This is a genomic window from Streptomyces sp. B1866, from assembly GCF_031932565.1.
Classification (GTDB): domain Bacteria; phylum Actinomycetota; class Actinomycetes; order Streptomycetales; family Streptomycetaceae; genus Streptomyces.
This window is the reverse complement of the sequence record NZ_JAVSCF010000203.1, coordinates 1-11,997: the sequence shown is the minus strand read 5'-3', so window position 1 is coordinate 11,997 and position 11,997 is coordinate 1. Positions and strand designations below refer to the sequence as shown.

Annotated in this window: 12 protein-coding genes; 5 read left to right on the top strand and 7 right to left on the bottom strand. The window is 76.0% G+C overall.

Translation table 11 applies throughout. From position 1 onward, the window contains the following. Positions 1 to 145: 145 nt before the first annotated feature. The gene (locus RKE29_RS22505) at positions 146 to 592 is read right to left on the bottom strand and encodes an STAS domain-containing protein (protein WP_312007375.1); all 447 of its coding nucleotides are present in this window, start codon (positions 590 to 592) and stop codon (positions 146 to 148) included. 360 nt (positions 593 to 952) lie between these two features. Between RKE29_RS22505 and RKE29_RS22500 the strand changes: the two genes are divergently transcribed. Next, on the top strand, positions 953 to 3,346 hold the full coding sequence (locus RKE29_RS22500; protein ID WP_312007374.1) for a phosphoketolase family protein: 2,394 nt from the start codon (positions 953 to 955) through the stop codon (positions 3,344 to 3,346). Between the two features lie 163 nt (positions 3,347 to 3,509). Here the strand turns inward: RKE29_RS22500 and RKE29_RS22495 are convergent, their stop codons facing one another. Beyond that, positions 3,510 to 4,367, bottom strand: coding sequence for a universal stress protein (locus RKE29_RS22495; RefSeq protein ID WP_312007373.1), 858 nt, complete (start codon positions 4,365 to 4,367; stop codon positions 3,510 to 3,512). A 157-nt stretch (positions 4,368 to 4,524) separates the two neighbouring features. Between RKE29_RS22495 and RKE29_RS22490 the strand changes: the two genes are divergently transcribed. Continuing rightward, positions 4,525 to 5,646 carry a universal stress protein gene (locus RKE29_RS22490; protein WP_312007371.1) on the top strand — a complete coding sequence of 374 codons (1,122 nt, stop codon included), beginning with the start codon at positions 4,525 to 4,527 and terminating at the stop codon, positions 5,644 to 5,646. A 142-nt stretch (positions 5,647 to 5,788) separates the two neighbouring features. Continuing rightward, the gene (locus RKE29_RS22485; RefSeq protein WP_312007376.1) at positions 5,789 to 6,232 is read left to right on the top strand and encodes an HD domain-containing protein; all 444 of its coding nucleotides are present in this window, start codon (positions 5,789 to 5,791) and stop codon (positions 6,230 to 6,232) included. Positions 6,233 to 6,317: 85 nt separating this feature from the next. Here RKE29_RS22485 and RKE29_RS22480 read toward each other — a convergent pair whose 3' ends face one another. Both RKE29_RS22480 and RKE29_RS22475 read right to left on the bottom strand, forming a co-directional pair. Then, a complete protein-coding gene (locus RKE29_RS22480; protein ID WP_312007369.1) occupies positions 6,318 to 7,262 on the bottom strand; it encodes an alpha/beta hydrolase-fold protein in 945 nt (314 codons plus the stop codon). Between the two features lie 323 nt (positions 7,263 to 7,585). Next, on the bottom strand, positions 7,586 to 8,332 hold the full coding sequence (locus tag RKE29_RS22475; protein WP_312007368.1) for an IclR family transcriptional regulator: 747 nt from the start codon (positions 8,330 to 8,332) through the stop codon (positions 7,586 to 7,588). 358 nt (positions 8,333 to 8,690) lie between these two features. Between RKE29_RS22475 and RKE29_RS22470 the strand changes: the two genes are divergently transcribed. After that, positions 8,691 to 8,855: a hypothetical protein gene (locus RKE29_RS22470; protein WP_312007366.1), complete on the top strand. Its 165-nt coding sequence runs from the start codon at positions 8,691 to 8,693 to the stop codon at positions 8,853 to 8,855. Positions 8,856 to 9,120: 265 nt separating this feature from the next. Continuing rightward, the gene (locus tag RKE29_RS22465) at positions 9,121 to 9,684 is read left to right on the top strand and encodes a glycoside hydrolase family 25 protein (protein ID WP_312007364.1); all 564 of its coding nucleotides are present in this window, start codon (positions 9,121 to 9,123) and stop codon (positions 9,682 to 9,684) included. A 241-nt stretch (positions 9,685 to 9,925) separates the two neighbouring features. Here the strand turns inward: RKE29_RS22465 and RKE29_RS22460 are convergent, their stop codons facing one another. The 3 genes from RKE29_RS22460 to RKE29_RS22450 all read right to left on the bottom strand — a co-directional run. Further along, a complete protein-coding gene (locus RKE29_RS22460; RefSeq protein ID WP_312007363.1) occupies positions 9,926 to 10,159 on the bottom strand; it encodes an EF-hand domain-containing protein in 234 nt (77 codons plus the stop codon). A gap of 89 nt (positions 10,160 to 10,248) precedes the next feature. Then, complete coding sequence (locus RKE29_RS22455; protein ID WP_312007362.1) at positions 10,249 to 10,893, bottom strand: N-acetylmuramoyl-L-alanine amidase; 645 nt, start codon at positions 10,891 to 10,893, stop codon at positions 10,249 to 10,251. A 680-nt stretch (positions 10,894 to 11,573) separates the two neighbouring features. Beyond that, on the bottom strand, positions 11,574 to 11,997 hold a 424-nt coding region (locus RKE29_RS22450), incomplete at its 5' end, for an ATP-binding protein (protein WP_312007360.1).

Sequence of the window (11,997 nt, the reverse complement as noted above, 5' to 3'; positions counted from 1 at the left end):
CGCGGGCGGCGAGGCGGCGCCCGCCCGTGACGCGCCCGCGCCCCACGAAGAGAGCGGCGGAAACGGCGGCACGACGGGGGGCGATCGCCGCGATCGCCCCCCGTGGGTCCTCGTAACGGGCCGGGGCCCGCGCCGCCGGCGGCCGTCAGGCCAGGCCGAGCGCCTGCCGCCGCAGGCCGGGCGGGGCCGTGGCGGCCGGCCGCAGTGCGCCCGCCAGGTCGGGGTGGGTCTCGAAGACGCCGCCCAGCCCGGCCAGGCGGAGGATCCGCAGGCGGTAGGGGTCGTCGAGGACGAGCCGCAGGCGCCCGCCGCGGTCCAGCGCGCGGTGGCGCGCGCGGCACAGCGCGGACAGGCCGGAGCAGTCCAGGAAGGTGACGGGCCGCAGGTCCACGACCACGTCGGGGCGGGCCCGGGCGGTCGCGGCGTCCAGGGCCGCCGTCAACTCCGGCGCGGTGGACAGGTCGATCTCGCCGTGCACCTCGACCAGGGCGGCGGTGCCGGCGGTCCGCGTTCGCAGCCGGCTCCGGGGCCTGAGGCCCGGCGCCGCGCGCCGTACCGCGCCGCCCGGGACGTTCTGCCGCGTCGTCGTCATCGCCGCTCTCCTTGTTCCTGTTCCGCGCTGCCGTCGCCGTCCGTCCCCTCCACTGTCGGAGGCGGCGTCCCGTGCCGGATGGGGCCGACAGGCCCCATCGCCCCCGCCGACCGACCCCACTGCCGGGGCCCGGACGGCCCGCCGGGGCCCGGGGGCCGGGGGGCGCGGGCCGGACGGCGCGCGGGCTGGCAGGCACGCCCGGTGCCGGGCGGGGTACCCGGAGAGGGGCCGTTCGGTCTCGTACGGCGCCCCGGTGGCCCTGCCGGGGCGGCGGCGGCCGGGGACAGGCTGGCGGAGAGACCCCGCGGCAGGCCGCGGCGGAGGACCGCGACACAGGACCCGCGACAGGAAGGACCGACCATGGACCAGGGCGAGGAAGCTGTGACGTCCCAGGCCGCCGTGCTGGGACCGGAGGAGCTGCGGGCACTGGACGCCCACTGGCGGGCGGCGAACTACCTGGCGGTGGGGCAGATCTACCTGCTCGGCAATCCCCTGCTCGCCGAGCCGCTGCGGCCGGAGCACGTCAAGCCGCGGCTGCTGGGGCACTGGGGGACCTCGCCCGGGCTGAACCTGGTCTACACGCACATGAACCGGGTGATCAGGGCCCGCGACCTGGACGCGCTGTGCGTGTGGGGGCCGGGGCACGGCGGGCCGGCGGTGCTGGCCGGCTCCTGGCTGGAGGGCACCTACAGCGAGGTCTACCCGGACGTCAGCCGGGACGCGGAGGGCATGGCGCGGCTGTTCCGCCAGTTCTCCTTCCCCGGCGGGGTGCCCAGCCACGTGGCCCCGGAGACCCCCGGCTCCATCCACGAGGGCGGCGAGCTGGGCTACGCGCTGTCCCACGCGTACGGGGCCGCGCTGGACAACCCGGACCTGGTGGTGGCCTGCGTGATCGGCGACGGCGAGGCCGAGACCGGGCCGCTGGCCGCCTCCTGGCACTCCAACAAGTTCCTCGACCCGGTGCACGACGGCGCCGTCCTGCCGATCCTGCACCTGAACGGCTACAAGATCGCCAACCCGGCGGTGCTGGCCCGCCTGCCCGAGGACGAACTCGCCGACCTGCTGCGCGGCTACGGCCACGACCCGCTGTTCGTGACCGGCGACGAGCCTGTGTCCGTCCACCAGGCGATGGCCGCCGCGATGGACACCGCCCTGGACCGCATCGCCGCCTTCCGGCGCGCCGCCCGCGAGCAGGGCTCGGACGACCGGCCGCGCTGGCCGGTGATCGTGCTGCGCACGCCCAAGGGCTGGACCGGGCCGGGCGAGGTGGACGGACTGCCGGTGGAGGGCACCTGGCGCTCCCACCAGGTGCCGCTCTCCGGAGTGCGCGACCACCGCGAGCACCTGCGCCGACTGGAGGCGTGGCTGCGCTCCTACCGGCCCGAGGAGCTGTTCGACGGCGAGGGCCGGCCCACCGCGCAGGTGCTGGCCTGCGTGCCCGGCGCGGACCGCAGGCTCGGCGCGACCCCGCACGCCAACGGCGGCCGGCTGCTGCGCGACCTGCCGGTGCCCGCGCTGGAGACCCTCGCGGTGGAGGTCGACAAGCCCGGCGCCACCACGCACGAGCCCACCCGCGTCCTGGGCGACCTGCTGGAGCGGGTCATGGCGGCCACCGCGGGCCGCCGCGACTTCCGGCTGGTGGGCCCGGACGAGACCGCGTCCAACCGTCTCCAGGCCGTCTACCAGGCGTCCGGCAAGGCGTGGCAGGCGCGGGTGGTGGACACCGACGAGAACCTGGCCCGCGACGGGCGGGTGATGGAGATCCTGTCGGAGCACACCTGCCAGGGCTGGCTGGAGGGCTACCTGCTCACCGGCCGGCACGGCCTGTTCTCCTGCTACGAGGCGTTCGCGCACATCGTGGACTCGATGGTCAACCAGCACGTCAAGTGGCTGCGCACTTCCCGCCGGCTGCCCTGGCGCCGGCCCGTCGCCTCCCTGAACTACCTGCTGACCTCGCACGTGTGGCGGCAGGACCACAACGGCTTCTCCCACCAGGACCCCGGCTTCGTCGACCACATCCTCAACAAGTCCCCCGAGGCCGTACGGGTCTACCTGCCGCCGGACACCAACACCCTGCTGTGCGCGGCCGAGCACGTCCTGCACAGCCGCGACTACGTCAACGTCATCGTCGCCGGCAAGCAGCCCTGCTTCGACTGGCTGGGCCTGGAGGCCGCCCGGGCCCACTGCGCCCGGGGCGCGGGGGTGTGGGAGTGGGCGGGCACCGAGAGCGCGGGCCGGGAGCCGGACGTGGTGCTGGCCTGCGCCGGGGACGTGCCCACCCTGGAGGTGCTGGCCGCGGCCGCGCTGCTGCGCCGCCACCTGCCCGACCTGGCCGTCCGGGTGGTCAACGTGGTCGACCTGGCCCGGCTGCTGCCCAGCCGGGAGCACCCGCACGGCATGTCCGACAAGGAGTTCGACGCGCTGTTCACCCGCGACAAGCCGGTGATCTTCGCCTACCACGGCTACCCGTGGCTGATCCACCGCCTGGCCTACCGGCGGGCCGTCCACCCGTACCTGCACGTGCGCGGCTACAAGGAGATCGGCACCACCACGACCCCGTTCGACATGGTGGTCGGCAACGACCTCGACCGCTACCGGCTGGTCATGGACGTCATCGACCGCACGCCGGGGCTCGCCGTCCGCGCCGCCGCCGTCCGCCAGGCCATGGCCGACATCCGCACCCGCCACCACGCGTGGATCCGGGAGCACGGCACCGACCTGCCCGAGGTCACGGAGTGGACCTGGACCGGCTGACCGGTTCCCGCCGCGTGCCGGGGCCGCCGGGCCGGGCGTACGGTCCCGTGCCCGTACGGCGCTCCCGGCACGCGCGCACGCCCGCCGCCCCGTACCGCCACTCGGCGCCTGACCGAGCGGTAGTACGGGGCGGCGGTACGGCCGGGGCGCGCGGGCGGCGGCGTCAGCCGCGCGGGGCGAGCAGCACCGGGCAGCGGGCGTGGTGGACCACGGCGTGCGCGGCGGCGCTCAGCCGGGAGCCGGGCGCGGCGCCCCGCCCCATCACCAGCAGGTCGGCCGCTGACGAGGCGTTGACCAGCGCCTCCGCCGGGTGGAACAGGCGTACGTCCGCCAGCACCGCGACACCCGGGTACTTCTCGCGCCAGGGCCGCAGCGCGTCGTCCAGCAGCTGCACCTCCTGGTCCTCCCACGCCGCGCGGTCCTCCTCCACGGCCCGGTACGGGGCCCAGGGCGCGGCGTACGGGGCGGGCAGCTCCCAGGCGTGCACCGCGCGCAGCCGCGCCCCGCGCCGCGACGCCGCGTCGAAGGCGAGGCAGGCGGCCTCGGGGTCCGGGTGCCGCGCGTCGACGCCGAGGACGACCTCGGGCCGCCGCGCCGGGGCCACGGGGCCGGGCGGCAGCACCACCACCGGGCACGGCGCCCGGTCGGCGACCCGCAGGGCCACGGAGCCGACCTGGAGGCCGGTGAATCCGTGCAGCCCCCGGGCGGCGACCACCAGCAGCTCCGCCGACCGGCCCGCCTCGACCAGGGCCTCGGCGGGGGTCTGCTCGACCACCCGGCCCTCGACCGGGAGCCCGGGACGGCGGCGGCTGAGGGCCGAGACCTGCGCGTCGACCAGATGCCGGGCCCCGCCGCGCCAGGCGCCCGTGCCCGGCAGGGTGGGCATCAGGTGCGGGGCGAGCGGTACGGCGTGGACGACGAGCAGGTCGAGGCCGCGGGCCGCCGCCTCGTCGGCCGCCCACTCGGCGGCGTGCGAAGCGGCCTGGGAACCATCGATTCCCACCACCAGGTGACGGGTCATGGGTGCCTCCTTCGAGCGGACCCCCTTCCTCCACTGTCGTCACCGGGCGCACGCCGCCCAAGGGCCGGTCGGCCCCGTGGGTGTACCCGTACGCCCCTGACGGGCACCCGGCTTGCGGCGCGAGGCTCAAGTCGTCCCCACTCAAGGAGGTCCCACGATGTCCCGCACCGTCACCGCCGGCCTGGACTCGACGCGAGAGAGCCTGGCCGCCGCCCACTGGGCCGCCCGCGAAGCCGTACGCCGCGGCCTGCCGCTGCGCCTGGTGCACGTCCAGGAGTGGCGCCCCTACGTCGGCGGGATGGTCACCGGCTACGAGATACCGGCGCAGCTGTCCGACCGGATGCCCGAGGACACGGTCCGGCAGGTACGCGACGCCCACCCGGACGTGGAGATCATCACCGAGGAGGTCCCCGGCCAGCCCGCGGCGGTGCTGTCCACCGCCGCGGACGAATCCGAGCTGCTGGTCCTCGGCTCGCGGGCGCTCAGCGGCGCCGTCGGCTTCCTCGTCGGCTCGGTGGCCATGGCCACCGTCTCCCACGCCGCGCGGCCCGTGATCCTGGTACGGGCCGGCCAGTGCGCCGAGGACGAGCACCTGCCCGACCTGTACGGAGCTCCGTCCACCACGACGGCCCACCGCGACGTGGTCCTCGGCCTGGACCTGAACCGGCCGTGCGACGAGCTGATCGACTTCGCTTTCGACACCGCCGACCGGCGCGGCGCGCGGCTGCGGGTCGTCAGCGGCTGGAAGCTGCCGCCGATGGCCGCCTACCAGCCGGAGGCCATGACCCTCGCGCAGAAGGACATCGCGCCGCTGCACGCCCGTGCGCTGACCGACGCGCTGCTGCCCTGGTGCGGGAAGTTCCCGGGCGTCGAGGTCGTCGAGCACGCCCTCATCGGCCGCCCGGCCCACCACCTGGTGGACGCCAAGGCGCTGGCGCTGATGAAGGACGACGCGATCCTGGTCAACACCGGCCGCGGCGGCCTGGTGGACACCGACGCGCTGCTGGCCGCCCTGCGCGCCGGGCGGCTGGCGGGCGCCGGGCTCGACGTGTACGAGGAGGAGGCGGGCGTCTTCTTCCTCGACAAGTCGCTGGAGGTGATGACCGACGAGCGGCTGGCCCGGCTGGTGACCTTCCCCAACGTCATCGTCACCTCCCACCAGGCCTACTTCACCCGCGACGCGGTCGGCCAGATCACCGAGGCCACCGCCCGCAACGTCCGCGACTACCTCGCGGGCCGCACCGGCGAGAACACCCTGGTCCCGGCTCCGGCCGGGTGACCGGGGCCGGGCCCGGGCCCGGGCTGTTCCGCCCGTGCGTACGGGCCGTAGGGTGCGCCGTGAGGCGGCGGACGCGGACCGGGGAGGCGCGGTGGAGCACGAGCGGGAGGCCTCGGGTGCGGCGCGGCGCGGGCGGCGGCTGATGACCGTGGCCGAGGTCGAGGCGGTGGCGCGCGCCGCGCACGCCGGGCAGACCGACAAGGCCGGGCGCCCCTACGCCGAGCACCTGCGGGCCGTGGCCGACGGCGTGCGGGCGCGCGGCGGGGACGAGGAGCTGGTCGCCGCCGCCTGGCTGCACGACGCCGTGGAGGACGGCGTGCTGGACGAGCGGTGGCTGGCGCAGGCCGCGCTCACCCGGCGGACGAAGGACGTCGTACGGGCCGTCACCAAGCGCCCCGGCGAGGCGCCGGAGGCGTACGCGCGGCGGGTGCTCGCCGTGCCCGGGGCCCGGCTCGTCAAGGCGGCCGACCTCGCGCACAACGCCGACCCGGCGCGGCTGGCGTTCCTCGGCGAGACGACCGCCCGGCGGCTCGCGGCGAAGTACGCCGCCATGCGCGAGCTGCTGGGGCTGCGCGCCGGCGACTGAACCCGCCGCGCCGGCGCCCCGCGAGGAGCCCGCGCCCCGGCCGTCCCCCTCCCGTCTCACTTCCGGGACGGCCAGGGCGCGGGGGTCAGGTCCGGTCCAGGTGGTCGGCGAAGAAGCCGAGCGCCGACGGCAGGCCGGAGATCCAGTACGGCCACTCGTGCGCGCCCTCCCGGGACATGAAGCGGTGCGGCACGTTCTTGCGGGTGAGCGCGATGTGGAGGGCGGCGTTGCCCTCGAAGAACGGGTCGTACGCGCCGCAGTCCAGGTAGTAGGCGGTGCGGGCGAGGGTGTCGGCGGGGGTGCGCTGGATGGTGTCGAGCGGGTTCCAGTAGCGGTAGCGGTCGTTCAGGCGCGCCCGGCCGGCCAGGTCCGCGCCCCACGCGCGTGCGTACCGCCAGTTGTACTCGGCCATGTCGAGCGCGACGAGCTGGTCGTCGGTGCGCTGTCCCACGCTCAGACCTATCGCGCTGCCGAACAGGCCGGGCGCGTGCAGGGCTGCGGACAGCGCGCCGAAGCCGCCCATGGACAGGCCGCCGACCCCGCGCAGCCCGGGCGCGCCGCCCGCGTGGTAGCGGGACTCGGCGTACGGCAGCAGTTCGTCGGTGAACATCTGCGCCCACCGGAAGGAGCCGTCCGCGTCGTCCATGAAGTAGGTCAGGTCCTGGTCCTCCGGGGCCCTGGTCACATCCCGCCGCCCGTCGGGCATGATGACGACCACCGGGGGGACGGTGCCGCGCAGGATCGCGGTGTCCAGGATGCGCCGGGCGTCGCCGCTGCGCAGCCACTCGGTGTTGTCCCCGGTGATGCCGTGCAGGAGGAACAGCAGCGGGTACGTGCGGGTACGGCCGCGGCCGTAGCCGGGCGGCAGGTACACCGAGTACAGCACGTCGGTGCCCAGCACGCGGCTGGGCATGCGCACGTTCTCCCGGACGGTGCCGCCGACGGCGGCGGCCCGCGCGGGGGCGGTGCCCACGGCGGTGAGGGCGGCCGTGGCGGCCGTGGACGCGGTCAGCAGGGTGCGGCGTCGCATCGCGGGTTCCTCCGGGTGCGGGGGTCGGGGCCAGATCCTGCCTGGGAGGGTGGCGCCGCACGCCGATGGGGGGTAGGCGGCGTGCGGCGCCACGCGGAGTGGCCGGTGGCGTGCCGGGAGCTTGCGGTGCGTCGGCGCGCGCCGCCTGCGGATCAGGGCGCGGCCGTCGGGGGTGCGGTGGCGCTGGTCGGTGAGCCGAGGATCTTCGGGGCGGGGCGCGGTACGGCGGCCCACAGATGTTCGGCATTGCCGAACGAATGATGATGCTAGTGGGTTCCGGAGCGGTGTCAATGGCCCGCGCGACGGCGACGTACGGGAAGCGGTCAGCCCACGAGCGCGCGGCCGATCTCCGCGGCCGCCTCCACGACGTACGCCACCAGGCCGGGCCGTGGCACGCCCGCCTCGGTGATCCGCTCGGCCCGGCCGCTGACGCCGATCGCGCCCACCGCGGCGCCCAACTGGTCCCGGATCGGCGCGGCGACCGCGGCCTGGCCCTCGGTCAGCTCCTCGACCGACGCCGCCCAGCCGCGCTCCCGTACCCGGTCCAGCTCGGCCGCCAGCTCCTCGGCGTCGGTGATCGTACGGCCGGTGGCGGGCGGCAGCGTCTTCGGCGGCTCCATGGCGTCGGCGAAGGCGAGCAGCACCTTGCCGAGCGCGGTGCCGTGCGCGGGCAGCAGGGCGCCGACGCGCAGCACCTGCGCGCTGTCGTCGGGCCGGAAGACGTGGTGGATGACCAGGACCTGGCTTTCGTGCGGGGTGCCGATCCACACCGCCTCGCCGCTGCGCGCGGCGAGGGTGTCGGCGCTGTGCAGCGAGCGGCTGCGCAGCTCGTTGACGTCCAGGTAGCGGCTGCCGAAGTGCAGCAGCACCGCGCCCAGTCGGTACTTGCCCGACCGCGGCTCCTGTTCGACCAGGCCGGCCGCGGCCAGCGTGGCCAGGATGCCGTGCAGCGTGCCCTTCGGCAGGCCCATGGCCCGGGCCAGCTCGGTCAGGCCGACGTGCCGCGGGCTCGACGCGATCAGCCGCAGCGCCAGCGCGGCGCGTTCGACCGACTGAATCCTTTCTGCCACGCCGAGCACCGTATCGCGGCCGGTCGCGGGCGGGGAGGGGCTGGTGGGCGGGCGGTTTCGCGCCCCGCGTGGCGGGCGCGGGCGGCGGACCGCACGATGGAGGAGCCAGGTGCCGGTCCCCGGAGGAGCACAGGGTGACGCGTCCGCTGCCGCACGTCCTGCTCGACCCGCTGACCAACCGCGGCGTCGCCTTCACGCACGCGCAGCGGGCCGCGCTGGGCCTGACCGGACGGCTGCCGGGGGCGGTGCTGAGCCTGGAGGAGCAGGCCCGGCGGGCGTACGAGCAGGTGCGCGCGCAGCCGGACCCGCTGGCGGCCCACATCCAGCCGGCCCGCCCGGCGTCCCGCTGCTGCCCCGGGTGGCCGACCTGCGCGCCTCCTGCGCCGTGGTCGCGGCGGCCGTGGCCGAGGCGGCGGTGCGCGACGGGGCGGCCGGAAGGGACCTCCCCGACGCCGGCGGGGCCGTACGGGAGGCCATGTGGCGGCCGGAGTACGGGCCGCCACCCGCCGCCGCGGACCGCTGAAGGTCCGTCAGCGGCTCGACCGCTGACGGGCCGTCAGCCGCCGGGCGCGCACAGCGGAGTGCGCACACCGGGAACGACCGCGCCCGCCGCCGCGGACCCGCCCCCGGCGCCCCGGACACACCGGCGCCCACGGCGAGGCCGGGTGCGTGCTCCGGCGCGTGACGCACACCGTGAATCACACAGCAGAGCTGGGCTGTTACGCACCGTTCCCCGACGGGCATCACCCAGAGGTGACCCATTTCTCCGGCCCTGTGGAGTGTGTGCCATGTTGCGTGGCATAGATGTCAGCGCGCACCAGTCCAGCAGCTTCGACACCGACGGGCTGTCCTTCGTGTTCGTCAAGGCCACGGAGGGCCGCAGCTACGTCAACCCGCGCTTGTCCGCGCAGACCGAGCACGCCCGGGACGCCGGGTGCGTGGTCGGCTTCTACCACTTCCTGTGGCCGGGCAACCTGGCGGCGCAGGCGAAGTACTTCGTCGACAAGGCCCCGGACAAGAAGGGGGACCTGTTCGCGGTGGACTGGGAGACCACCAGCGAGGACACGCGCGCGAGCAACGCCGAGAAGGACCGCTTCATCCGGGAGGTCAAGAGGCTGCGGCCGCACCACCGGGTGCTGCTCTACTGCAACCGCTACTTCTGGCTGCACCACGACACCACGTCCTACGCGGGCGACGGCCTGTGGATCGCCGACTACGTCTCCGCGGGCGAGCCCCGGATCAAGGCCGACTGGCGCTTCCACCAGTACACGTCCGAGCCGGTCGACAAGAACATCGCGGACTTCGACAGCAAGGAGGACCTGCTCCGGTGGGCCACGTCCGCGGGCGAGTAGCCCGCGCGGCGCGGCCGCCGGCGCCAGGTCCGGTGCNCACGTCCGCGGGCGAGTAGCCCGCGCGGCGCGGCCGCCGGCGCCAGGTCCGGTGCGGCGCCCGGTCCGGTGACGGGCCGGGCGCCGGGCGGCGGTGTCCGCGGCCCTCGCCGCCGTCACCGCCACCCGGCGCCCGGAAAGTCCCGCCGGGCCGACGCCCGGGCCGGTATCCCGGACCCTGACCGCTGCCGGGCCCTGACCGCCGTTAGACCCGGTCCGCCTCGCCGGCCTTGTTCTGCGAAGCCCAGAACTCCTCGAACGACAGCAGGCCGTCGCCGTTCGTGTCGTGCGCGTTGATCACCGCCTGGGCGACGGGCTCCGTGACGTACGGATCACCGAGCTGCGCCATCACGCTCTTGTACTCGGCCGCGGAGATCAGCCCGTCCCCGTTGAGGTCGAACCGCTCGAACGCCTTGCGCGCCGCCTCTTTGTCCGCCACCTGTCCGGCCCCTTCACTGTCGTCCCTTGACGCCTTACTGACGGGCACAGGGTAGCGACCCGGGCCGAGGCGGTCGTCGCCCCGGTCCCTCAGGAGGCGTTCACCAGGGACATGTAGCGGTTCCAGTCCCAGTTCGGGCCGGGGTCGGTGTGGGTGGCGCCGGGCACCTCGTAGTGGCCGATGATGTGCGTACGGGTCCTGGGCACGTTGTACGTACGGCAGATGGCGGCGGTCAGGGCGGCGGACGCGCGGTAGAGGGCGTCGGTGAAGTACTGCGGCTGGTCGACCCAGCCCTCGTGCTCGATGCCGATGCTGCGGGTGTTGTAGTCCCAGTTGCCCGCGTGCCAGGCGATGTTCTTCTCGCGCACGCACTGCCCGACGAACCCGTCGGCGGAGCGGACCACGTAGTGCGCGGACACCTTCGCGCTGGGGTCCTGGAAGATCGCGATGGTGTCCGGGTAGGTCTCCTGCGTCACGTGGATGACGACGTAGTCGATGGGGTACGAGCCGGGCCTGCTGGAGGCGGTGTAGTTGGAGCTGCTGGCCGGGGTCCACACGGCGCCAGCGTAGTCGGTGGTGGTGGCGGCGACGGCGGCGCCGGAACCGCCCGCCCCGCCCGCCCGGGCCGGGGCGGCGGTGGCCGCGGTGGCGGCGATACCGAGGGCGGCGGCGCCGAGGTAGCCGCCTCTGCGCAGGACGGTGCGGCGGGACGGGGTGAGGCCGTGGGCATCCATGGGGGGTCTCCCGAGTCGTCTGGCGAACCGTGGTGGGGACGACGCGCGTAGCGCCGTTCCATGCTGGCCACCCATCAGGGTCATGCCAAGAACCGAATGGCAAAGAAAGAAATCCGCGCCCGGTATGGACCACTGGCGCTGCGACGCCCGGGGTACCGGTCCGCGCCCGGATACCGGCCCGGGCGCGGGCGTGGGTACGGGCCCCGGTCCCGGGGCCGGGCCGGGGGCGCACCCGGCCCCGGGACCGGGAACCGGACCGGCGCAAGCCCGGCGGACGGGCACCGCCCCGCACCGGCACCCGGCCGCCCACACGCGAGCGAGCGCCGCAGCGGGGACGGGAACGGTCCCCGGCGCCGGTCCGGCGGCGGCAGGCCCCGACGCGCCCCCGCACGCGGACGGGGGCCCCGGCGCGGGCGCGCCCCGCGGCCCAGGCCCGTACCCATGCCCAGGTGCGGGCCTGGGCCCGAACACGAGCCCCGGCCCGGGCGGAGGCACGGGCCCAGGCCCGGACGCGGACGCGGCCCCCGGCGCGGGCCCGGGCCCGGAAACACCCGCAGGTCCCGGCCCGGACGCGGACGCGGGCCCGGACGCGGGCGGGGCCCCCGGCACGGGCGTGGAACGGGCCGGCGGCGTCGGACCGCTGACCGCGGGCCGCGCGCGGCCGGGCGTGCGGGCCGTGGTCAGCGGTCCGCCACGCGCATCTCGAACCAGGTCGCCTTGCCGCACGGCAGCAGATCCACCCCCCACCGCTGGGACAGCTCGTCCACCAGCCACAGGCCCCGGCCGCTGGTGTCCAGCTCCGACATCGGCAGCCGGCACGGCAGCCCGCGCGACGGGTCGCGCACCTCCACCCGCAGCCAGCCGCGCCGCCGCAGCATGCGGAGCCCGACCACGCGGGCGCCGGTGTGCCGCACGGCGTTGCCCACCAGCTCGGACACCAGCAGCACCGCGTCGTCCGCGAGCGCGGGCGGCAGGCCCCACTGGCGCACCAGGACGGCCTCGGCCAGCCGGCGCGCGGCGCCCGCCGACTCGGGCCGGGCGGGCAGCCGCACCTCGCCCACGGCGTCCTGGGCCGGGCCGCCGAGCGGCGGCCGGGGCGCCGGG